Genomic DNA, 20,965 nt, shown 5'->3' with positions numbered 1-20,965 from the left:
GCGTTGAAATATGCAACTCATAACGCCGTCGCTAATATTAGGGTCGCACTTTTTGTGACGTTTCAGCAGTTTTGTGTTTTTTTAAGATTATTATTACTTGTGGGTTTTGCCAACAAAGACTAAATCTAAATAAGCGCCGTGTTGGGCCAGGGAAAAGATAAAAATGAACGGTGTCGTTATATATGGAGAGGTCAGAATTTGTTTAGGGAAGAGGCCTTATCGCACAGTCGTTCTAAATGGGCAGGAAAAGCATTGTTAATTGCAGGGTTGCCGGCCTGGGTCATCGCGGGCATTTCACTTTCATTCGTTTCTGTGCTGATCATTTTCGTGACCTATGGCGGTTATACCCGGCGTATCAGCGTGGGCGGAGAGGTCACGACGCTGCCAAGATCGGTCAACATATTTGCTACTCAGCAGGGATTCATTGCACAACGCTTTGTCAATGTGGGCGATCAGGTAAAAAAAGGGCAGCATCTTTATCAGATAGACGTCAGCAGGGTGACGGATTCCGGCACCGTCAGCGCAAGCACGCGGCAGGCGATAGAAAATCAACTGGCGCAGGTCGATAGCATCATCGCCAAATTGGAGGCGAACAAGAAAACGACCCTGGTCAATCTGCAAGCGCAGATTGACCAATATAAACTGGCGCACAGCCAGTCCAAACAGATGGTCGAGAATTCACGCAACGGTGTTAACTTCATGCGCGAAACCATGAAAAATTACGATGAGTATCGCAGTAAGGGGCTCATTAATCGGGATCAGCTGAATAACCAGGTTTACCTCTACTATCAGCAGCAGAGTACGTTCCACAGTCTCTATAACCAAAGCATTCAAGAGTCTTTGCAGATAACTAACCTGAATAGCGATCTCGCGACAAGAGCGTCCGATTTCGATAATCAAATCTCACAATATCAATTTCAGCGCAATGATCTCCTGCGGCAGCTGGCCGAAGCGGACGCCAGCGGCTCGTTGATTGTCAATGCGCCAGCGGACGGGCGCGTTGAATCACTCAGCGTGACGCCTGGGCAAATGGTCAATACGGGAGACAGCCTGGCGCAATTAATCCCCAGTAATCATGCCATCTATTATTTGGTTTTATGGTTGCCCAACAGCAGCGTGCCTTACGTGAGCCGAGGCGATCACATCAACGTTCGCTATGACGCCTTCCCGTATGAAAAATTTGGTCAGTTTCCCGGCGTGATCGAAAGCATCGCTTATGTTCCCGCATCAATTCAGGAAATGTCCACTTACAGCAGTTCGCCAACTCGACAATCGGCTGAACTGGTTGAGTCGTACTACAAAGTGCTGGTGGCTATCGATAACACGCAGTTCGGCTATCAGGGAAAGAAGCTGAACCTTTCAAGCGGCATGAAGGCGCAAGCCACGCTTTTCCTGGAGAAAAGACCCATCTACCAATGGATGTTCGCGCCATTTTATGACATGAAAAACAGTGTGTCGGGGCCACTTCGTGAATAAAGTTTATGAGAATATCGTTGGCAAGCTGAACCTGTCGCTCAGAAGAAAAGTGCCGCAGGTCTTGCAAACGGAGGCCGCCGAATGCGGGCTGGCCAGTTTAGCGATGGTGTGCGGCTATTACGGCATGCACATCGATATGCTGTCGATGCGTCAGAAGTTTGATATCTCGGCCCGCGGCGCCACCCTGAGCTCGCTGATCGCGATCGCCGAGAATCTCAATTTGAAAACGCGGGCCTTATCCTTGAGCCTGGATGAGATTCACCAGGTGAAAAGGCCCTGCATATTGCACTGGGATATGAATCACTTTGTGGTCCTGGTCAACATTCGCGGTGGGCGGATAACCCTGCACGATCCGGCATTTGGCCGCCGGGTTATCGGCCTGCAGGAGTTTTCCCTGCATTTTACCGGAATCGCTTTAGAGGTATGGCCAAGCAGTGAATTCACGCCTGTGGTGCAGAAAAATCGCCTGCACTTTAGAAAACTGCTCAGCAATGTCACCGGTCTTAAAAGCGCGCTGGTAAAAATTTTCGCGCTGTCGCTGGTCATTGAGGCCGTCAACCTGCTGATGCCCGTCGGGACTCAGTTGGTGATGGACCACGTCATCCAGGCCGGCGACCATAATTTATTGGTCATTATTTGCGTCGGTTTACTGTTTTTTATCTTGTTCCGCACCTGCGTTTCGATGTTTCGCTCGTGGATCTCCATCGTGATGGGCGCGCTGATCGATATACAGTGGAAATCAGGGCTGTTTGATCATCTGATGAAGCTCCCGCTTGCCTATTTTGAAAAGCGCAAGCTGGGTGATATTCAATCGCGCTTTGGCTCGTTGGACGCCATTCGCACCACGTTTACCACCAGTATCGTTTCCAGCATCATTGATGGCATCATGTCGGTCGGCGTATTTATCATGATGTTCATGTACGGTGGCTGGCTGGTGTGGGTAGCCTCCGGCTTTACGGTCTTATATGTTCTACTGCGCCTTTCGACCTATCGCTATTATCGGCAAGCGTCCGAGGAGCAATTGGTGAAGTCGGCGAAAGCCAGCTCACATTTTATGGAGACGCTGTACAGCATCGCGACGCTGAAGTCGTTGGGGTTGGCGGGAACGCGTTCGCAGTTCTGGTTAAATTTAAATATCGATACGGCAAACGCCAATATTCGGGTAACGAAGCTCGATATGTTCTTTGGCGGCGTGAATGCGTTTCTTGCGGCCTGCGATCAAATCGTTATCTTGTGGTTGGGCGCGTCTTTAGTGATCGACAGTCAAATGACATTAGGCATGTTTGTCGCCTTTAATGCCTATCGGGGGCAATTCTCCGATCGCGCGTCAAATCTTATCGATATGGTCATTCGGCTGCGAATGCTGAATTTGCATAATGAAAGGCTGGCGGACATCGTGCTTTCTACGACAGAGGAAGAAAAGCCCTATCGAAAGATATGCAATCCCAACGAGGCGGTGACTTTTGAAGTGCGCGATCTGCTTTATCAATATGACAGCCTTTCGCGCCCAGTGATCCCCGGGCTCAGCCTGCAGATCGCGGCGGGAGAAAGCGTGGCGATCGTCGGGCCTTCAGGCGTTGGCAAAACCACGTTGATGAAGCTGATGTGCGGGCTGTTGGAACCGACGGAAGGGCGCTTGTTTATCAACGGCATTAACATTCATGATATCGGCATTAATAATTATCGGGAGTGCATCGCATGTGTATTGCAAGAAGATAAACTGCTTGCCGGTTCAATTGCCGAGAACATATGCAGTTTTGATGCTCATCCCGATACGGAATTTATCGTTGAATGCGCCAAGCATTGCAATATTCACGACGATATTATGAAAATGCCGATGGGATATGAAACGTTGGTGGGCGAATTGGGGGTAGCCTTTCCGGCGGGCAAAAACAGCGGGTTCTTATCGCCCGCGCGTTATATCGAAGGCCCAGTATTCTGTTTATGGACGAAGCCACCAGTCATTTGGATCTGGACAATGAAAAAAGGGTGAACGAAGCCATATCCTCGTTGAAAATGACCCGCGTTATCATTGCTCATCGGCCATCGACGATTGCATCGGCAGATCGGGTAATTACTTTGCAGCCTGTGAATGCAATGGCGTAATTTTTTGATGAAATATAAAATTTTATATTTATTTCATCTTTAATTAAGATTTTCGTTATTGAGTTAATTTATCGAGCGCCTTATACCTAAAGCGTGAACCGACGGTTCATAAAAAGCAGTATTTTAAATTGATTCTTTTTAGTGAATGGAGATGAAAAATGAGAGAATTAAATTCAACAGAAGTTCAGCAGGTGAACGGCGCAACGATTGGCCTGGGTCTGGCTATTATCGGCAAAGTGATTAACAGCTGGGGAAACGCGTGGAATAATGCCTGGGGCGGTTGCACGCCAAAACCGCCGGTATGTAAACCTGAGCCGCCGGTCTGCAAACCAGAACCGCCTAAATGCGATTAATCGTATTTAGATAACGCCACGTAAAATGCGGCAGGCTTAATGTTTTATTCATTGAGCCTGCCTTATTGCTGGCGGATAACCTGCGCCATCTGTGTAGTTAACTTGCCCCCCACTGCGTCAACAGCGCATGCAGCCTGGCCGGTTCCAGCGGCTTGCGCAGCACCAGATAGCCTTCCTGCTCGGCCTCTTGCAGAACTTGCGAATTGAACTCGCCGCTGACCATGGCGCCGCTCACGTCCGGCAGGCGTTCGAACAACGCTTTGAGGATGTCGAAACCGCTTTCGCCGGAGCGCAGGCGTTGATCGCACAGCACGGCGAACGGCGTAAAGCCGTCGTCGACGATGGCGAAGGCTTCCTCGGCGGAGGCCGCGCAGCGCACGGTGATGCCCCAGGTGCTCATCAGGCTTTCCCAGGCGGAGGTCACCAAAGGATCGTCGTCCACCACCAGGCAGGATCCCCGCAGCGGCGCGTAGCGGGTGGGCGTGGCGGTGTTGTCGTACGTCGCAGCGATCTCCGGCGCTTTGTCTTCGCCGAGGTATTGCGCAAAGCGCATCCAGAAGCGCGAGCCTTTGCCTTCGACGGAGTGCATGCCGTACTTCACCTTCATCAGCTTGGCGCAGCGCGCTACCACTGCCAACCCCAGCCCGTGCCCGGCGCTGTCTATCTTCCACGCCAGCTCGGGACGGTAGTAAGGGGAGAAGATTTTGCTTTTCTCTTCGTCGGCGATGCCTACGCCGGTATCCCACACTTCCACCAGGCACTCGGCGCCGCGCGGGCGGATGGCGATCAGTACGCCGCCCCGTTGCGTGTAGCGCAGGGCGTTTTGGATCAAATTGATCAGCGATTGCCGCACCAGCAGCGGATCGCCCATCACGCTGATGCGCCGCTTGGGTCGCCAGGTGCGCAGCGCCAGCGAGCGGCTGTTGGCCTCTTCCCGGAACAGGGTGATCACTGAGTCGAGCAGGGCGCCGATATCCACATGGGTGGCGGCGGTGCGCACGTTGCCGGATTCGATCTTGCTGAGATCAAGCAGCGAATTGAACATCAGATGCACCGAGCGCACGCTCTGCTGCAGATCCAGCAGCTGCGGCGTCAGGCTGTCGTCCCGGTTTTTGTGGATGATGGCTTCGATCAGAAAACCCATGGCGTGCACCGGTTGGCGCAGATCGTGGCTGGCGGTGGTCAGGAACTGGTTCTTGTCCAACAGCGCCTGTTCCGCCTCTTCTTTGGCCTGGCGGAACTGTTCCGCCAGGCGCGAACTTTGCTCTTCGAGCAGCGCTTGCTGAATAAAGAACGCATGTGAGGTTAACGCGTGGCGATAAATGGCGAAACCGTACAGCAAGTTCAGCATCAGCACGATGAACATCACGTCTTCCAGCCGCCAGATGATGCCGAGGTTCAGCAGCCCCCAGGAGGCGAAGAAAAAACGCGTAAAGGTGCTGATGACGGGCGTCAGATGCGTTGCGTTGGCGGCGACGATCGCGGCGATGCTGATATTGAGCAGCAGGAAAAAATCAAAGTTATGGGTCTGCGGGGTAATTAAATAGAGTGAGGAGATCCCCAGCCCGTGAATAAAGGCCACCTTATTAATGCGCGGCAGCCAGCGGCGCAGCACGGTGTCTTCATCATTTTCTTTGGCCTCGCGCAGGTAGCGCCGATGCCATATTCTGATCGCCACGGCGCATAGCAGGTAAACCATGATCCAGGCAATGGTTGGGCCAAGTTCATCCCCCAGCAAATAAATCCAGATGGCGAAAGGGATGCCGACGAAAGGTACGGCGGTAAAGCTGAACACCAATCGCATGAAGGTGTTGTCCAGCAGGCGGATCTGCGCGCGTGGTGAGATGCCATCATTTTGTAAATTCTGGAAAAACCTCATTGCGACGGCTCCCGTTTGCCGTGCAACAGCGTAATGGCTTCCACTCGGCTGTTGACGCCGATCTTTTTCAAAATATTGCTGATGTGTTCTTTGACGGTGGGTTCGGAAATAGACAGCTGCGCGGCGATCCTTTTATTGGGTAGGCCGCGCATCATCATATTTAATACGTCAATTTGTCGCGGGGTTAAATTAAATTTTTTTAAATGCTCGTGGTTGCTTTTAACGGCGAGCTCATTCCCGTCAGGAAACCATTCCTGATTATCATTCAGTGCAAAGACCGCCTTGGCGAATAATTCAGGAGGTTCGTTTTTTAATACAAATCCATGCCCGCCGGCAGTGTGCACTTTCTGCCAGATATCGTTATTCTCGTCGCCGCTAACCACCAAGATCCGCACCTGAGGATAAAGTTGCCTTACTTCTTTGAGTAATTTCAACGCCGTACCGGAAGAGAGCCAAAAATCGATCACCAGTAAACGCGGCGGGCCGTTTTCCCTAATATGACGGTAGCAATTCTCTTCTGTGGTCACCACATGCGCCTGTTTGAATCGGCAATGCGTACTGAGAAAATTAGCGATGCCGCTTGCTACCAATGGATGGTCATCAACGACCAACGCATAATCCTGCCCCAAAGGATTCTCCTTTCGCCTTCAAATATCAGATAGGTCTGATGAGTTATTATCAACCCTCCCTACTTTAGGAGGGTTTTTTCGTTTAGGAAAGGGAAATATATTATTCGAGGATTTGGATAAGAGAAAACATAAAGCCAATCGGTAATTTTAACTGATTGGTTATAAAGGATAATTTATGAAGAAACCACTTATCGCTTTAACCGTTACGATGATGATAGCCGGTTGTTCCACCCTGAAAACCGATCAGGCCATTCCGCTGCTGCAGGCGGAAACCGCTAAAATGCTGGGCCTGGGTTCATCGGACGAAATTACCGTGACCAATGTCAATGGCGCGCAGCCGGATGCGCTGGGCGGCCAAAAACTTTCTTATCGCGCCACCACGGAAAAAGGCCGAATTTTCGATTGTTCATCGCTGATGATGCCGGGAATTTTAGGCTCCTCGCCGTCGCTGAGCGCGCCAACCTGTACACCGGTAGTCACCCATAAATAATTCGCTTTGGAGGCGGTATTGCCGCTTCCTGGTTTTCCATCGTCGGAGCGCCAGCGCCGGGGGGCAATAAGCTTTTGCTTCGACGATCAATAAACCTGCGTGCGCGGAATAACGCCTCATACCTCCTCTAGCGCATTGAGTTTTCTTATAACAATACATTCCGCGACATCACGCTAACGAGTACGGAGATAGCCCGTGAATGACACGACATCGCATTCTTTAGCGGTTAAAACACCGCTTTCCAAACTTTATCTCGCTCTATTTTCCGCGCCGCTGTTGATGCTGGCGCCCGCCGATATCGCTCGCGCAGACGATGCCATTTTTGACGGCGACTCAAAAATTACCGAATCATTGGCCTACACCGGGACGTTTACGTCGGCCGTAACCAAAGCGGCAACCTGCTGATCGAGAATGGCAAGATCAGCGCCTATAACATCAATATCGGCCGGATGTTCAACGGCCAAATTCATGACAGCGTAGTCACGGTCCGCGGGCCGAACGCCGAGCTGAATGCGGTGAACGATCAGTTCGTGCTGCGCGGCGGCCTCAATCTGGGGCGGGGCACTTTGCGGGTTGAAGACGGTGCGCTGGCCAGCGCGAAAGAGATCGTGGTCGGCACCACCCGTGGCTATGACAGCCACCTTATCGCCACCGGCGCCGGTTCTCGCGTTACCAGCAATTTTCTCAGCGTCGGCACCGATCTGGGGGCACGTTCCACGCTGGCGATTGAAGACGGCGCGGTGCTGAACACCGCCTTTGACGCACGCATCGGCAATGGCAGCGGGCCGGGTGAGACCGATACGCTGAGCCCGAAAGCCACGGTCAAGGGGGCCAATTCCCAGTGGAACGTCGGCCGTGCGCTCACGCTCTACGGCGATCTGGACGTGCTGAACGGCGCTGCGGTCAACGTCGGTAATATTCAGGTGGCGGGCGTCTCGGGCGCGCGTAAAACCGCCGAGCTGACGATCGCCGGCAACGGCTCACGGTTTACCAGCGGCAGCAGCGTCAACGTCGGCGATTACGGCAATGGCGTGTTGGCGGTCATGGACGGCGGGACATTCTCCGCCGGCGGCAACGAAGTGGTGCTGGGCAAGACCGGTTCCGGCTCGAACCGCGGCGCGCTGATTATCGGCAGCCGCGGCAATATGGACACTGGCACCGGGTTGACCGAACCGACGCTCGGCGCGGCGGGCGCCGCTGGTGCCATCGATGCCCAGACGGCGATCGCCCTGCGAGGCGGATTGTTCCGCAGCTATGTGTACTTTAACCATACCGACGGCAATTACGTTTTCAGCAACAAGATGAGCGGCGAAGGCGAGGTGATCAACAGCGCCGGGCACACGACGCTGAACGGCGATCTCTCTGAGCTGCAGGCGAACGTCACCGCGCGCGGCGGCAAGCTCATCATCGCCAGCGACATCAATACCCAGAAAGAAGACGACATCTTCGAGATCCAAACCCTCGGCGCCGAGAACGGAGGCACGCTGATCCTTAACGCGACAGCGGGCACCGACGTCAATAACGGGCTGGGCTACAGCAGCGCCGCGTCGATCAAGGCCGGCGGCACGCTGGGCGGCAACGGCACGCTGGGCCAGACCGAGATCCAGTCCGGCGGCCATATCTCGCCCGGCGACGGCAATATCGGCACGCTGACGCTGAAACGCTACCTGAACTTTATCGGCGAATCCTTCTATGACGTCGATATCGCCGGCGACGGCCGCAGCGATCAACTGCTGGTGGCGGGCAAAACCACCATCAGCGATCGGGCCAAGGTGCAGGTTACGGCGCTGGATCCGCAAACCAGCTATAAAACCGGCCAAAGCTACCGCATTCTGACCTCGGACGGCGGCATTGACGGCCAGTTCGCGTCGGCGGTCTCCAAGTCCGCCTTCCTCGATGTGGCGTTGAAGCACAGCGCCAACGCCGTGGATCTGACTATCGCGCAGAAAGACACCGGCGGTGAAAACCCAGGCGGCGAGAACCCGGGTGGGGAAAATCCAGGTGGTGAGAATCCGGGCGGAGAAAACCCTGGCGGTGAGAATCCAGGGGGCGAGAATCCGGGCGGAGAAAACCCTGGCGGGGAAAATCCGGGGGGCGAGAATCCAGGCAGCGGCAAGCCGGGCATTTTCCAAACGGTGGCCGAGAGCGGCAACCAGTGGAATATCGCCGGCGCGCTCTCCACGCTGGCGCAGCGCGGTCCTTCACTGGCGCTGTACAACTCGCTGCTGCTGCTGAGCGCGCCGGAAGCGCGCGAGGCGTTCAATCAGCTGTCCGGCGAAGTCTATCCGTCGATGCAGTCTAACCTGATCGCCGGCAGCACCCAGCTGTTCAACGTGCTGAACCAGCGCATGCTGCGCCTGTTCGACAATGACAGTCTGCCGGTACCGCCGTTGGCGATGTCGCTGGTGCAACCGGCGCAGGCGCAAAACAGCGGCGTCTGGGGCCAGACCTTCAGTTCCTGGGGCAGGAACAGCGGCAACGGCAACGTGGGCAAGCTGGATGGCAACACCACCGGCTTCCTGTTGGGGGCGGATCGCAAGCTGGCGGACCATAACGTGCGCATCGGCGGTTACTTCGGTTACAGCCGCGGCGATTATGACGTCGACAGCCGCCGCTCCAAGGCCGATACCGACAACTACCACCTCGGCCTGTATGCGGCCGGGCAACAGGATGCGTTCTCGCTGCGCGGCGCGCTGGGTTACACCTGGCACAAGATTGAAGGCAAGCGCAACGTCGATTTCAGCGGCTTCTCGGATCGGCTGAAGTCGGATTATGACGCGAACTCGCTGCTGGCATTCACCGAAGCGGGTTACCGTTTCGGCCAGCCGGAGATGAACGTCGAACCGTTCATCAACCTGAGCTACATCCGCCTGCATACCGACAGCTTCCAGGAGTCGGGTGGCGCGGCGGCGCTGAGCGTGCGCAATGAAACGATGGACACCTTCTACTCCACGCTCGGGGTGCGCGGCGTGACTGAACTGCCGAAGAACGTCAGCCTTTACGGCTCGCTCGGCTGGCAACATGCCTACGGCGATAAGAACACCTCATCGCGCATGGCGTTTGCCGGCAGCGACGCGTTCGTCACTCAGGGCCAGGCCGTGGATGACAACGTGATGGTGGGCGATATCGGCGTGAGCGTGAAGCTGTCGCGCGCTGCGACGTTGGATGTCGGCTATCAGGGGCAATTCGGCGCCGATACCCGCGTCAATTCGGTCAACGCCAACCTGCGCTGGTCGTTCTGATTTTTCCTCTAGACTTCTCTGGTACTTGCAGGCCCGCTTGATGCGGGCCTTTTTTATGGTGGGCATTAAGTTTCCCGTGAGCCTGAGTAAGGGGGCGCTAAGACATTTCCCGATATGAGCAGGGCGGGATTGCCTGTATGATTAATGCTCTTATTGGTATGGGCAAGGGACTGATTTTCCAATGCGTGAATTGACAAGGCCGTTAACGATTTTCACCAGCAAGAAGCCTTTTAACGACCGTTTTGCGGATGATATGCAATATGGCGATATGGATGAACGTACACTTAAGCAACGGTATCGCTTGGGGCAAGTATCAACGTTTATCGATTGGAGTACTTATAAATCGCCCTATGATCATCCGGCAACGCGAAATATTCCGGCAGCAGGAAAAGAAAAGGCGGTTGCCATGCTTTTTGATGAGCTGAGAGCTGCATCGAGATACTTTTCTTTTACTGGCGTTTATCAAGGCTTGATAGTTAAGCTTTTCAATCATATGCAGTGCAATAACGGAACTGACTTTCAAGATGTTCAAATGGATTTAGCCTATAAAAGGCTGATACTGAGCGATAAATCAGAAAATAGTACGCTAATTCGAATTAAAAGTGTTCTCGACACCTTTGACTTTAACTCATATCGGCTGAATAAAGAGGCATTTGCTCTTCAGTTATCACAGAGCCGTTTGCCAAAATATGTTCGCTGGGAAGACTGCATAAATGGAATGGGAGTCAGTGTGCATGAGGTCAACAGTACAGAGATCAGTGTTGATTCTTTGGTTTTTCAAGGTAATAGATATACTGCCGTGATTAGCTATAAAGCTCAGGATCATTTTGGATTGGATAAAGAAGATATTAGCAAGTTAAAGTTTAATTCTATTGGTTTTTTCAGGATTTGGTTTGTACTTCAAAGGTATAAAGAGTTCGCGTTTAGACCCTTTTTCACCAACTTTGGCGCGAAGATAATAGTGACAGGTGAAAACTATGCTTAACAAGAAAAAGGTTGCGTTCTTTTCTTTGGTTGCCGTAGCGGCTTTTTGGTTGGTTTGGGTGCTTGTCAGGCCGGCTAATGTTGTGCGGGTTGATGGTGCTGCTGTTTATGTTCAATACCTTCCGTTGACCACGGAAGGTAAAATATCTTGGTGGAATGATAATAAAGATAAACTTCAGGAAAAATATCATATTATCAAAGACGAGAGTCACTTTACCGTTGCCGTAATGAATTTTGATGGCTATGTTGCCGCTCCGACGGGTAGCAATGATGGAAGTGTTGATGACTATCATTGTTTTGCCGAGAGCGATGCCAAGAACAAATGTATCTATAAGGATATAGCGATGATTATTAATGGTGATGCTAATAAAAGGATTTTTATCAGTCTGGATGGGAAGACTTTTGCTCAAGAGCCTGACGGTAAGACCACGCTGTTAAAAAAATAGTGACTCTTACTCTTACCCCCTGATTTTTCCTCGTTTTCAATCAGACTCGTCTAGGTGGTGGTCAGGGTTTCGCCCTCGCCAAGCCCGCGCAACGGCGGGCTGAGCAGGGAAGGACGTTTAACGCCCTTTTTTCTTGCGTCCTGGCTGGGTAAAGCGCTTGCGGCCGGCCGGCGCAGCGGTTTTATCGGCGCTTTTCGGTCCGCCGGCGCTCGGTTTTTCGCCGGGGCAGATTTGGCCGGGGCTTTCTTCGTCGGTTTAGCCTCGGACGAAGAGCCTTCAATCAGCTTGAACAGCTCAATCAGCTCGTCATCGGTCAGATCGCGCCATTCGCCCAGCGGCAAGCCTTTCAGGCTGACGTTCATGATGCGCGTGCGTTCCAGCTTGGTGACCTCATAGCCGAAGTGTTCGCACATGCGGCGGATCTGGCGGTTCAGCCCCTGCACCAGCGTGATGCGGAACACGAACGGCGCTTCTTTCTTCACCTTGCATTTTTTTGTCACCGTGCCAAGCATCGGCACGCCGGCGCCCATGCCGCGAATAAACTCGTCGGTCACTGGTTTGTTGACCGTCACCAGATACTCTTTCTCGTGATTGTTGCCGGCGCGCAGGATCTTGTTGACCAGGTCACCGTGGTTGGTCAGAAAGATCAGCCCCTGCGAATCCTTGTCCAAGCGGCCGATCGGGAAGATGCGCTTGCTGTGGTTGACGAAGTCGGTGATGTTGTCGCGCTCGCCGTCCTCGGTGGTGGTGACGATGCCGACCGGTTTGTTCAGCGCGATCAGCACCAGATCTTCTTCATTGCGCGGCTCGATCAGCTGACCGTTAACCTTCACCACATCGCCGGCAAATACCTGGGCGCCAACGGTGGCGCGTTTACCGTTGATGAAAACGTTGCCCTGTTCGATGTATCGATCGGCGTCGCGGCGTGAGCAGATACCGCTCTCGCTAATGTATTTGTTCAGACGAATGGATGAGTTAGTCAGCATGGGATCTCCGTAAAACGCGGACTATACATTACCCGGATGGCGCTGCGAAGCGAATCATGCAGGGGGGCTGGATAAGCGTATCCTGACCACGGTTGCTACAAAGGTATTTGCAATATTTTTTTTCGTTTAATTAATTATAGAAAATCGATGGGGATTTCGCTGAAAGTCATTCAAGTTATAAATGGATTATGCCAAATGCAATTCTTTAAGAGTTCATGTATAGATTCATTTTAAAAAAGTATTAGGATATTGATAAATTCAAGGAGGGATAAATGAACGCATTGGCCGAAGAAGGGACATTACGACGTATGACCATAGGGGAAATAAAATTGGCTCGCCATATATATGGAAGCTCAATTATATATGGCCGTGTATGGATACACTGTGATAGCTATTTCCCGTTTGGCTTACAAAACAGAAGTTATGCCATGGCACCTAATGGTGAGTTATGGTTATGGAGGGAGCTCTATAAAGACGATTTTTCTGATAATAGGGTTCTGATAGAAGATAAACATCTTTTCATCCATGAATTGGGGCATGTATGGCAACATCAGCATGGACAATGGGTAAGAATGCGTGGGTTGTTTAGTTGGGCGGCTGAGTACAACTATCGTCTTGATAGAAATAAAATTACTGATTACTCGCTGGAACAACAAGCTTCGATTTTTGCTGATTACTGGCTGCTGTTGGTTTATGGTATTGAAACGTGGCGTTATTATCAACGTCCTGGACGAGTGGGTAGGTACAGGGGAACCGATAGTTTGCGTGACATTCATGCACTTTATCAAAAAATTATTAGGGGATGAGAGGGAGCATGAAAAAATATGTGGTTCTATTCACGGCCTGCTTCTTGGTCGGCTGTCCGGGGCCTGGCGATAAGTTTACTCCGCGTTTCCCCGCCGTCGTCACTGCCAAAGATAACCATGTCTGCATTCTTTCTTCTATGAAGGCGGGGGATAATATCCGCTTCGTTCAGATTTATAGCGAATCAGGCGATAAGCTCATTAAAGATATCGATAATGACGCTTTTTTTGTTGAACCGGGGAGGTGCATGCCGGTATTCGACTATGCTTTTCGGCCAGGGAGGCGCTATTCCGTCGCCTACGATGTACAGACACCCGAAGGTTCGCATTTGATTACCGCCGCATTCATGGTTGTCTCCGACGAACGGGGCAACCTGAGGGTTAACGATTAACGTATGTTCTTAGGTTCAGTTTGTTGGGCTGCGTTAGGTTGTAGAATGAAAGGCTATGAAAAAATTTGCCCTGTTGCTCGCTAACGTATTGGCTGTTGTTGGGCTGGCTGTGCTGACAATAAAGCTTTTTCCTGTACCCAGGCTAAACCAGAATCAAACCGCTTGGCTGATTGACGCCAGTGAGTTTTTTCATTTTAACGATACGGAATGGTTTGGCGCGCTCGTTTTTGGCGCGGTTTATCTGTTGGTTGGATGTCTGGAATGGTTCTTTATCCGCCTAATCTTTCAACGGGTGAGCTGAGGACACCGTCATTAACTCTCATCACCGTTCCCCCACCTTCACCACCCGGGTGTTAAGCGGGGTGAGCGTCTGCCCGGCGTTGCCGATCGGCGTCAGGCGCGGCACGGGGCGGCCGCTGTCGCTTTCCACCAGCGTTGAATGCGCCTCTCCTTCGGCGAACAAATGATCTTCCCCCCACTGGCGCAGGCCAACGATCACCGGAAATAGCGCGCGGCCTTTCTCGGTCAGCACATACTCCTGATAGGCACTGCCGTCTGCGGCGGGCACGATCTCCAGCACGCCGTGCGTCACCAGGGCGCGCAGCCGGGTGGCAAGGATGTTCTTCGCCATCCCCAGCCCTTTTTGAAATTCGCTGAAGCGGGTGACGCCGTCGAAGGCGTCGCGCACGATCAGCAGCGACCACCAGTCGCCAATCACATCCAGCGTGCGCGCCACCGGGCACGGCGCGTCTTCCAGGCTCTTACGTTTCACGACGATTATCTCCTGCTGCACATTCTGGTTGCATTATAAAACCTCTGCGCCTAAAGTTCATTGGGTTTAATAATGAAACCACATTAAGGTGTGCGATGAGCGACAAACTGCTGGAACCTCCCTGTGCGGCATTGGGGTGCCTGCCGGCCGCCCTGGTGCTGCTGTTGGCCGCCGCCAGCGCCTTTAGCGTGGCCAACGTTTACTATGCGCAGCCGCTGTTAGACGCCATCGCCCGCGATTTTTCCATCAGCCTGGCGGCGGTCGGCATGGTGATCGCCGTGACTCAGTTGGGCTGCGCGCTGGCGTTGCTGTTGGTGGTGCCGCTGGGGGATCGGTTAAACCGGCATCGATTGCTGGCGGGGCAACAGCTGGGGCTGATCGCTGCGCTACTGTTGGTGGGCTGGGCGCCCAGCGCGCCCTGGCTGCTGGTGGGGATGATGCTGGTGGGGCTACTGGGCACCGCCATGACGCAGGGCCTGATCGCGTTCGCCGCCGCCCTGGCGCCGCCGCAGGAGCGCGGGCGGGTGGTCGGCGCGGCGCAGGGCGGGGTGGTGCTGGGGCTTTTGTTGGCGCGCACCTTGTCCGGCGCGCTGGCGGACGTCGGCGGCTGGCGCACGGTGTACTTCTTCTCCGCCGGAGTGACGTTGGTATTGCTGCCGATCCTGTCGCGCCTGCTGCCAGCGCCACGCACTGTTCCCAGCACGCTGAGTTATCCCGCGCTGCTGGGTTCAATGTTGAGCCTGTTGCTGCATGACCGCACGCTGCAAATTCGCGGCATGCTGGCGCTGCTGATGTTCGGCGCTTTCAGCCTCTTTTGGAGTTCGCTGGTGTTGCCGCTGAGCCGGCCGCCGTTCAACTTCACCCATGCCGCGGTGGGAGCGTTCGGCCTGGTCGGCGCGGTGGGCGCGCTGGCGGCGGTGCGCGCCGGGCATCTGGCGGATCGCGGGCTGGGGCAGACGGCCAGCGGCGCATGTCTGCTGCTGTTGACGCTGGCCTGGCTGCCGCTCGGTTTGCTCGGCAGCGGCCTGGTTTGGCTGGTGGCGGGCATCGTGCTGCTGGATCTGGCGGGCCAGGCTATCCACGTGCTGAACCAGAGCATGATTTTCAGCGCGCACCCGCAGTCGCACAGCCGGCTGGTGGCCTGCTACATGCTGTTTTACGCCGTCGGCAGCGGGCTGGGCGCCTTTGCCGGCACCCATGTGTACGCTTGGGCGGGCTGGAGCGGCGTCTGCTGGCTGGGGGCGGTCGTCAGCCTGAGCGCATTGCTGTTTTGGCGGCTGACGCTGCGCGGGATGCCGGATGCGGCGGGTAAGGGCTAGCGGGCCGGTGAGTGCATCAGGTAATAATCTTCTTCGCCGTCGTTGCCGGTGGAGATGATGCGCCAGCCGTGCTTGCGGTAGAACGCCAGCGCTTTTTCATTTTTCACCAGGCATTTCAGCGAACCGGTGGCGGTGAAGGTGGCTTGCGCCGCATGCAGCAGCGCACTGCCGACGCCGCGCGGCGGCTGATGGGGATCGACATACAGGTTATGAATGAAGTTATCTTCGCGGTAGACGGAGACGAATCCCAGCAGCGCGCCGCCGTCTTCCGCCACCCAAATCGCTTCGCCCAGCGTCGCGCCGTCGAAATCTTCCAACTGATAGTTTGAGGTATCGCGCCAGCCGAACGCCGCCTTGCGCGACGCCAGGTACAGCGTGCGCAGGAAGGGGCGATCGGTCTCTTGGTAGGGTCTTATCTGCATGGCATCTCCCGGTGGTTTGTGCTCACTATAGCGCATTGCGCGGCGTATGCCCGCTGGGCCAATTTAATCGCTTGTTTGTCCGCGCCGCCGCTGGCATGATCCCCTGCAGGGATTAACGCAACGTTGATCACAACCTATTGATTTTCATGACTCGGGGTGCCCTTCCGCGTGAAGGCTGAGAAATACCCGTATTACCTGATCTGGATAATGCCAGCGTAGGGAAGTCACGGCCGCTCAACCGGCGCCGCCTTCTTGAACGCCGGTTGGGAGGAATATGATCGCTCGACCTGATGCACTACCCGGCGCCCGCGCCGCGGCCTGCCTGACCCAATTCCAACAGCGGCCTCCGCTGATCCACTGCCTGACCAACGAAGTGGTGCAGTCGCTGACCGCCAACGTGCTATTGGCGCTCGGTGCCTCCCCGGCGATGGTGGTGGAGCCGCAAGAGGCGGCGCAGTTCAGCGCGCTGGCCGACGGCCTGCTGATCAATGTCGGTACCCTCAACGCGCTGCGCGCCGAATCGATGCGGGCGGCGGTGGCCGCCGCCAATCGGGCCGGTAAGCCCTGGACGCTGGATCCGGTGGCGGTCGGCGCGCTCTCCTACCGCACCGCCTTCGCCAAACAGCTGCTGGACGAGAAACCGGCGGCGATACGCGGCAACGCCTCGGAAATCATGGCGCTCAGCGGGTTGCTGGCCAGCGGCCGCGGCGTGGACAGCGGCGACGACTCGCTGGCGGCATTGCCCGCCGCGCGTGAGCTGGCGCGGCGCAGCGGCGCGGTGGTGGCGGTCACCGGCGCGGTGGATTACGTCACCGACGGCCAACGCGATTGGGCGATCGAAGGCGGCTCCCCGCTGATGACGCGGGTGGTGGGCACCGGCTGCGCGCTGTCGGCGGTGGTGGCAGCGTTTTGCGCCCTGCCGGGCGATCGCCTGGACAACGTGGCGACCGCCTGCCGGGTGATGTCCCACTGCGGCGGCCTGGCGGCCAGGCAGGCCGCCGGGCCGGGCAGCTTTACGCCGGCGTTCCTCGATGCCCTGTATCAACTGCGTGGGGAGGATCTGTGATGAAACGCATTAACGCGCTGACCATCGCCGGCACCGATCCCAGCGGCGGCGCCGGCATTCAGGCCGATTTGAAGGCCTTCTCGGCGCTTGGCGCCTACGGCACCTCGGTGATCACCGCGCTGGTGGCGCAAAATACCCGCGGCGTGCAGTCGGTGTATTACATCGATCCGGCGTTCGTCGCCGCGCAGCTGGACTCGGTGTTCAGCGACGTGCGCATCGACAGCGTCAAGATCGGCATGCTGGCCAACGCCGACATCGTGCAGGCGGTGGCCGAACGGCTGCGCCATTACCGGCCGGAATTCGTGGTGCTGGATACCGTGATGCTGGCGAAAAGCGGCGATCCGCTGTTGGCGCCGGAGGCGGTGGCGTCTATCCGGCGCGAGCTGTTGCCGCTGGTGTCGATCATTACGCCGAACCTGCCGGAAGCGGCGGCGCTGCTGGCGTGCGCGCCGGCGGAAGATGAAGCGCAGATGCGCGAGCAGGGGCGGGCGCTGTTGGCGATGGGCTGCCGGGCGGTGCTGATGAAGGGCGGCCACCTGAGCGAAAGCGAGAGCCCGGACTGGCTGTTTACCGCCGAAGGCGAGCAGCGCTTTACCGCGCCGCGCGTCGCCACCCGCCATACCCACGGCACCGGTTGCACGCTCTCGGCCGCGCTGGCGGCGCTGCGCCCGCGCCATGCCGACTGGGCGGCCACGGTGGCCGCCGCCAAGGACTACCTGCAACACGCGCTGCAACAGGCGGACACGCTGGAAGTGGGGCACGGCATCGGGCCGGTGCATCATTTTCACGCCTGGTGGTGAGTCAACTTTTTGCCGCAACCGTGGTCTGACTAGTTCAGGCCCGGTTTACGGGCGAAACCTGATTTAACCTAGGGAGAAGGACTATGACGGGACACCAGGCGCTGCGTTGCGCCCTCTTCGGCGCATTGCTCAGCTTCAGCGCGGGCAGCTTCGCTCAGCAGATCGTCACCACATCGGATTTGATTCAGCAGCCGGGGTATCAGGCCAGCTGGCAAAAACATGGTCAAAGGCCAGGCGCGGATGCCGGGCTGGGCGCGCAAGGGCGTCGGCACCTCTACGCCGGCGCAAAACTTGAGCTGGAAGGGCAAAGAGTATCTGGTCGGCAACCTGTGCAAGCCGCACGACTGCGGCAACAACTTTTTGATCGTGGCGTTCAGCGCGGACAAATCCCAGGCCTGGGGCGTGCGGGTGGAAGTGGAAGATCGGCCGGAAGCCGTCGATCATCCGAAGAAATACGCCAAGTACCAGTGGCTCGGCAAGCCGGATGACGACATGAAAGCGCTGCTTAAGCAGCAGTTCGAGAACAATCCCGACTGGAAATGATCTGACCGGGGGCGCTGACGATGCCGCCCCCGGCGTCGATCAGCCGATGCCGGCCTGATGCAGATCGTGCAGGTTGAGCGCCCCCACCAGCACGCCGTCCATATCGACCACCGGGGCCGCGCTGATGTGCTGTTCGTGCAGCGCTTCCAGCGCTTCGCCGGCGCGCCACTGCTCCGGCAGCCGATAGCCGGGGCGGGTGATTGCCGGGCTGAGCGGATCCTGCAGGCTGTTGCCCTTCACCAGCCAGCGGCGCAGGTCGCCGTCGGTAAACACGCCCACTACCCGCTGCTGCGCGTCGCATACCGCCACCAACCCGAGCCCGGTGCGGCTCAGTTCCAGCATCGCTTCCATCACGTTGGCGCTTTCGCTCACGCGCGGCAGGCGATCGCCGGTGCGCATCAGGTGATGCACGCGGTTCAACAGGCGCGCCCCCAGGCTGCCGCCCGGGTGCGAGCGGGCGAAGTCTTCCGCATTGAAACCGCGCTGGCGCATCAGCGCCATCGCCAGAGCGTCGCCCATCATCAGGGTGTTGACCGCGCTGGAGGTGGGCGCCAGCCCCATCGGGCAGGCTTCGCGCTCGACGCCGATATCCAGTACGCAGGCCGCGGCCTGCGCCAGCGGCGACTCTTTGCCGCCGGTGATGGCGATCACCGGAATGCCGTTCTCCGCCAGCAGCGGCAGGATCAGGTCCAGCTCTTTGGCGCGGCCGGAATAGGAGATGAACACCACCACGTCCTCGGCGCCGATCATGCCGAGATCGCCGTGCAGCGCCTCCGCCGGATGAACGAAGAACGACGGCGTGCCGGTGCTGGCCAGCGACGCGGCGATTTTTTTGCCGATATGGCCGGACTTGCCGATGCCGGAAATCACCGCTTTGCCGCGGCAGTTCAGCAGCAGCTCGCAGGCGCAGACGAAATTGTCATCCAGGCGCGCCAGCAGGCGCTGCGCTTCGGTCAACTCGATCTCCAGCGTTTCGCGGGCGAAGGCGAGCAGGGCGTTGGCGTTACTCATCGGGGTCTCCTACCAGAATGATATTGATGCCTTTCGCCTGCAGGGCGGCGAGGTAATCGGGGTTGATGTCTCGGTCGGTGATCAGCGTATCGACGGCGCTGAGTTCGCACACCACGTTCGGGCTCTTGCGGCCGAATTTCGAGGAGTCCACCAACAAAATAATCCGGCCGGCGGCTTCGCACATCGCTTTGCTGACGTTGTGCACTTCGTTGAAGGTGGTGACGCCGGCGTTGAGATCGACGCCGTCCGCGCCGATAAACAGCTTGTCGAAGCTGAATTGCTGAAACGCCGATTCGGCCAGGCTGCCGTGGAACGAGGCCGATTTTTTGCGGTAGGTGCCGCCGGGCATCAGGATGGTCTGATCGTTGTCCAGTTCCACCAGCGCGTTGACGATGGTCAGGCTGTTGGTCATCACCGTGATGTTATTGAACTGCGCCAGGTGCGGCACCATCTGCAGCACCGTGCTGCCGGCGTCGAAGATCAGCGAGTCGCCGTCGGCGATCAGCGCCACGGCGGCGCTGGCGATGCGGCGTTTTTTCTCGGTGTTGATATGGGTTTTACGGTCGATTGGCTGATCGCCGTCGTCGCGGCTGAGTACTACGCCGCCGTAGGTGCGGATCACCTCGCCTTCTTCTTCCAGCAGGGTGAGATCTTTGCGGATGGTGGTGCCGGTAGTGGAGAAATGCTCGGCCAGGGCGTCCACTGCCGTTTTGCCATGCTGCTGCAGATATTCAAGGATAGCGGCCTGCCGCTGCTTTGGTTTCATCGCGATTCCCGTTCACAAGAGTGGGGCATTTCCCCTCGCTGAATAATTCACTATGAAAGGTAATGCCTTTTAATGTGAAAATATCACGATTTGGGTTCAATCGCTAACGATAGTGCAGACTGGCATGCGCGATCCTCGGGGAAGATCACATCCGGGCGCAAATCCCGCTGATGCAAACCGTGCAAATGAGGCAGCGGGCGGGGCCGGGCGAAAACGGTCAGGCCGCGCAGCAACAGGCTGCCGCACACCCGCCGATCGGCGTCGAAGGCCAGCGCCAGCACCACCCGTGGGCGGAAACGGCCGCCGGAGCGGCCGACGCCGACGGCGCCCAGTCGGCATAAGCCGTCGAAGGCGCGGTTAAAACGTTGCAGTTGCCACCAGCCGAAGGCGATTTGCAGCAGCCAGGCCAGTAGCGCGAAGGCGATCAAAGCTTGTGTCATGGGGTTCTCCTTATGCCCCCTTCCGCGGAAGGGGGCGTCG

At 56.4% G+C, this 20,965-nt stretch carries 19 protein-coding genes, 3 pseudogenes and 1 riboswitch; of the genes and pseudogenes, 14 read left to right on the top strand and 8 right to left on the bottom strand.

Features of this window, described 5'->3' with window-relative positions; translation table 11 throughout:
* The first annotated feature begins 198 nt into the window (after positions 1–198).
* The 3 genes and pseudogenes from SERRSCBI_RS18005 to SERRSCBI_RS24825 all read left to right on the top strand — a co-directional run bounded on the left by SERRSCBI_RS18005 (position 199) and on the right by SERRSCBI_RS24825 (position 3,935).
* Complete coding sequence (locus SERRSCBI_RS18005; protein ID WP_033644082.1) at positions 199–1,476, top strand: HlyD family secretion protein; 1,278 nt, start codon at positions 199–201, stop codon at positions 1,474–1,476.
* Positions 1,451–3,582 (top strand): annotated as a pseudogene (locus SERRSCBI_RS18000) (peptidase domain-containing ABC transporter). The gene SERRSCBI_RS18005 and the pseudogene SERRSCBI_RS18000 overlap by 26 nt, the downstream one beginning before the upstream one ends.
* Before the next feature lie 158 nt (positions 3,583–3,740).
* On the top strand, positions 3,741–3,935 hold the full coding sequence (locus SERRSCBI_RS24825) for a hypothetical protein (RefSeq protein WP_145957773.1): 195 nt from the start codon (positions 3,741–3,743) through the stop codon (positions 3,933–3,935).
* A 97-nt stretch (positions 3,936–4,032) separates the two neighbouring features.
* On the opposite strand, the gene SERRSCBI_RS17995 is transcribed toward SERRSCBI_RS24825, so the two are convergent.
* Together SERRSCBI_RS17995 and SERRSCBI_RS17990 are read right to left on the bottom strand one after the other, a co-directional pair.
* Positions 4,033–5,814 (bottom strand): hybrid sensor histidine kinase/response regulator, encoded by a 1,782-nt coding sequence (locus SERRSCBI_RS17995; protein ID WP_042785206.1) that lies wholly within the window; start codon positions 5,812–5,814, stop codon positions 4,033–4,035.
* Complete coding sequence (locus SERRSCBI_RS17990; protein WP_042785205.1) at positions 5,811–6,443, bottom strand: response regulator transcription factor; 633 nt, start codon at positions 6,441–6,443, stop codon at positions 5,811–5,813. The genes SERRSCBI_RS17995 and SERRSCBI_RS17990 overlap by 4 nt, the downstream gene beginning before the upstream one ends.
* Positions 6,444–6,618: 175 nt before the next feature.
* On the opposite strand from SERRSCBI_RS17990, the gene SERRSCBI_RS17985 reads away from it, so the two are divergent.
* The 4 genes and pseudogenes from SERRSCBI_RS17985 (at position 6,619) to SERRSCBI_RS17970 (ending at position 11,605) form a co-directional block, all read left to right on the top strand.
* Positions 6,619–6,933, top strand: coding sequence for a hypothetical protein (locus tag SERRSCBI_RS17985; RefSeq protein ID WP_025303891.1), 315 nt, complete (start codon positions 6,619–6,621; stop codon positions 6,931–6,933).
* Positions 6,934–7,128: 195 nt separating this feature from the next.
* Positions 7,129–10,175 (top strand): annotated as a pseudogene (locus SERRSCBI_RS17980) (autotransporter domain-containing protein).
* A gap of 181 nt (positions 10,176–10,356) precedes the next feature.
* Positions 10,357–11,160, top strand: coding sequence for a DUF3289 family protein (locus tag SERRSCBI_RS17975; protein WP_042785204.1), 804 nt, complete (start codon positions 10,357–10,359; stop codon positions 11,158–11,160).
* Entirely contained in the window at positions 11,153–11,605 is a 453-nt protein-coding gene (locus tag SERRSCBI_RS17970) for a DUF943 family protein (protein WP_042785203.1), read from the top strand. The genes SERRSCBI_RS17975 and SERRSCBI_RS17970 overlap by 8 nt, the downstream gene beginning before the upstream one ends.
* Before the next feature lie 50 nt (positions 11,606–11,655).
* Here the strand turns inward: SERRSCBI_RS17970 and rluF are convergent, their stop codons facing one another.
* A complete protein-coding gene (gene rluF / locus SERRSCBI_RS17965; protein ID WP_232230722.1) occupies positions 11,656–12,591 on the bottom strand; it encodes a 23S rRNA pseudouridine(2604) synthase RluF in 936 nt (311 codons plus the stop codon).
* Between the two features lie 272 nt (positions 12,592–12,863).
* Between rluF and SERRSCBI_RS24300 the strand changes: the two genes are divergently transcribed.
* Genes SERRSCBI_RS24300 through SERRSCBI_RS17950 form a run of 3 tightly spaced genes read left to right on the top strand, consistent with a single transcriptional unit; the run spans position 12,864 to position 14,087 of the window.
* Positions 12,864–13,397 (top strand): type IV secretion protein Rhs, encoded by a 534-nt coding sequence (locus SERRSCBI_RS24300; protein WP_071883574.1) that lies wholly within the window; start codon positions 12,864–12,866, stop codon positions 13,395–13,397.
* 8 nt (positions 13,398–13,405) lie between these two features.
* Positions 13,406–13,786, top strand: coding sequence for a putative T6SS immunity periplasmic lipoprotein (locus tag SERRSCBI_RS17955; protein WP_049866702.1), 381 nt, complete (start codon positions 13,406–13,408; stop codon positions 13,784–13,786).
* Positions 13,787–13,841: 55 nt separating this feature from the next.
* A complete protein-coding gene (locus SERRSCBI_RS17950) occupies positions 13,842–14,087 on the top strand; it encodes a DUF1158 family protein (RefSeq protein WP_042785201.1) in 246 nt (81 codons plus the stop codon).
* A gap of 21 nt (positions 14,088–14,108) precedes the next feature.
* Here SERRSCBI_RS17950 and SERRSCBI_RS17945 read toward each other — a convergent pair whose 3' ends face one another.
* On the bottom strand, positions 14,109–14,558 hold the full coding sequence (locus SERRSCBI_RS17945; RefSeq protein WP_042785200.1) for a helix-turn-helix domain-containing protein: 450 nt from the start codon (positions 14,556–14,558) through the stop codon (positions 14,109–14,111).
* A gap of 95 nt (positions 14,559–14,653) precedes the next feature.
* Here SERRSCBI_RS17945 and SERRSCBI_RS17940 point away from each other — a divergent pair, with 95 nt between their 5' ends.
* Positions 14,654–15,877: an MFS transporter gene (locus SERRSCBI_RS17940; protein WP_042785199.1), complete on the top strand. Its 1,224-nt coding sequence runs from the start codon at positions 14,654–14,656 to the stop codon at positions 15,875–15,877.
* Here SERRSCBI_RS17940 and SERRSCBI_RS17935 read toward each other — a convergent pair.
* Positions 15,874–16,299, bottom strand: a complete 426-nt coding sequence (locus tag SERRSCBI_RS17935) for a GNAT family N-acetyltransferase (protein WP_033644074.1) — start codon at positions 16,297–16,299, stop codon at positions 15,874–15,876. The genes SERRSCBI_RS17940 and SERRSCBI_RS17935 overlap by 4 nt on opposite strands.
* Before the next feature lie 142 nt (positions 16,300–16,441).
* Positions 16,442–16,538, top strand: a riboswitch (TPP riboswitch).
* A gap of 35 nt (positions 16,539–16,573) precedes the next feature.
* Between SERRSCBI_RS17935 and thiM the strand changes: the two genes are divergently transcribed.
* The 3 genes and pseudogenes from thiM to SERRSCBI_RS17920 all read left to right on the top strand — a co-directional run bounded on the left by thiM (position 16,574) and on the right by SERRSCBI_RS17920 (position 18,708).
* Positions 16,574–17,365, top strand: a complete 792-nt coding sequence (gene thiM, locus SERRSCBI_RS17930; RefSeq protein WP_042785198.1) for a hydroxyethylthiazole kinase — start codon at positions 16,574–16,576, stop codon at positions 17,363–17,365.
* Complete coding sequence (gene thiD, locus SERRSCBI_RS17925; RefSeq protein WP_025303881.1) at positions 17,365–18,165, top strand: bifunctional hydroxymethylpyrimidine kinase/phosphomethylpyrimidine kinase; 801 nt, start codon at positions 17,365–17,367, stop codon at positions 18,163–18,165. The genes thiM and thiD overlap by 1 nt, the downstream gene beginning before the upstream one ends.
* An 83-nt stretch (positions 18,166–18,248) precedes the next feature.
* Positions 18,249–18,708, top strand: a pseudogene (locus SERRSCBI_RS17920) (inhibitor of vertebrate lysozyme family protein).
* Between the two features lie 39 nt (positions 18,709–18,747).
* Here the strand turns inward: SERRSCBI_RS17920 and gutQ are convergent.
* The 3 genes from gutQ to gutM form a co-directional block, all read right to left on the bottom strand.
* The gene (gene gutQ / locus SERRSCBI_RS17915) at positions 18,748–19,719 is read right to left on the bottom strand and encodes an arabinose-5-phosphate isomerase GutQ (RefSeq protein WP_042785197.1); all 972 of its coding nucleotides are present in this window, start codon (positions 19,717–19,719) and stop codon (positions 18,748–18,750) included.
* Entirely contained in the window at positions 19,712–20,485 is a 774-nt protein-coding gene (locus SERRSCBI_RS17910; RefSeq protein WP_033644070.1) for a DNA-binding transcriptional repressor, read from the bottom strand. Before SERRSCBI_RS17910 ends, gutQ begins: the two co-directional genes overlap by 8 nt.
* Before the next feature lie 83 nt (positions 20,486–20,568).
* Complete coding sequence (gene gutM, locus SERRSCBI_RS17905) at positions 20,569–20,925, bottom strand: transcriptional regulator GutM (RefSeq protein ID WP_004941515.1); 357 nt, start codon at positions 20,923–20,925, stop codon at positions 20,569–20,571.
* Positions 20,926–20,965: the final 40 nt, after the last annotated feature.

Origin of the sequence: Serratia sp. SCBI, from assembly GCF_000747565.1 — a bacterium.
Lineage (GTDB): Bacteria > Pseudomonadota > Gammaproteobacteria > Enterobacterales > Enterobacteriaceae > Serratia > Serratia ureilytica.
This window is presented reverse-complemented; position numbering and strand designations above follow the sequence as displayed.

What these genes read in the sequence shown, in the direction of transcription:
- SERRSCBI_RS24825 (WP_145957773.1), top strand. Translation starts at nt 3,741, where the DNA reads ATGAGAGAATTAAATTCAACAGAAGTTCAGCAGGTGAACGGCGCAACG.
- SERRSCBI_RS17995 (WP_042785206.1), bottom strand. Translation starts at nt 5,814, where the DNA reads ATGAGGTTTTTCCAGAATTTACAAAATGATGGCATCTCACCACGCGCG.
- SERRSCBI_RS17985 (WP_025303891.1), top strand. Translation starts at nt 6,619, where the DNA reads ATGAAGAAACCACTTATCGCTTTAACCGTTACGATGATGATAGCCGGT.
- SERRSCBI_RS17975 (WP_042785204.1), top strand. Translation starts at nt 10,357, where the DNA reads ATGCGTGAATTGACAAGGCCGTTAACGATTTTCACCAGCAAGAAGCCT.
- SERRSCBI_RS17970 (WP_042785203.1), top strand. Translation starts at nt 11,153, where the DNA reads ATGCTTAACAAGAAAAAGGTTGCGTTCTTTTCTTTGGTTGCCGTAGCG.
- rluF (WP_232230722.1), bottom strand. Translation starts at nt 12,591, where the DNA reads ATGCTGACTAACTCATCCATTCGTCTGAACAAATACATTAGCGAGAGC.
- SERRSCBI_RS24300 (WP_071883574.1), top strand. Translation starts at nt 12,864, where the DNA reads ATGAACGCATTGGCCGAAGAAGGGACATTACGACGTATGACCATAGGG.
- SERRSCBI_RS17955 (WP_049866702.1), top strand. Translation starts at nt 13,406, where the DNA reads ATGAAAAAATATGTGGTTCTATTCACGGCCTGCTTCTTGGTCGGCTGT.
- SERRSCBI_RS17950 (WP_042785201.1), top strand. Translation starts at nt 13,842, where the DNA reads ATGAAAAAATTTGCCCTGTTGCTCGCTAACGTATTGGCTGTTGTTGGG.
- SERRSCBI_RS17940 (WP_042785199.1), top strand. Translation starts at nt 14,654, where the DNA reads ATGAGCGACAAACTGCTGGAACCTCCCTGTGCGGCATTGGGGTGCCTG.
- SERRSCBI_RS17935 (WP_033644074.1), bottom strand. Translation starts at nt 16,299, where the DNA reads ATGCAGATAAGACCCTACCAAGAGACCGATCGCCCCTTCCTGCGCACG.
- thiM (WP_042785198.1), top strand. Translation starts at nt 16,574, where the DNA reads ATGATCGCTCGACCTGATGCACTACCCGGCGCCCGCGCCGCGGCCTGC.
- thiD (WP_025303881.1), top strand. Translation starts at nt 17,365, where the DNA reads ATGAAACGCATTAACGCGCTGACCATCGCCGGCACCGATCCCAGCGGC.
- gutQ (WP_042785197.1), bottom strand. Translation starts at nt 19,719, where the DNA reads ATGAGTAACGCCAACGCCCTGCTCGCCTTCGCCCGCGAAACGCTGGAG.
- SERRSCBI_RS17910 (WP_033644070.1), bottom strand. Translation starts at nt 20,485, where the DNA reads ATGAAACCAAAGCAGCGGCAGGCCGCTATCCTTGAATATCTGCAGCAG.
- gutM (WP_004941515.1), bottom strand. Translation starts at nt 20,925, where the DNA reads ATGACACAAGCTTTGATCGCCTTCGCGCTACTGGCCTGGCTGCTGCAA.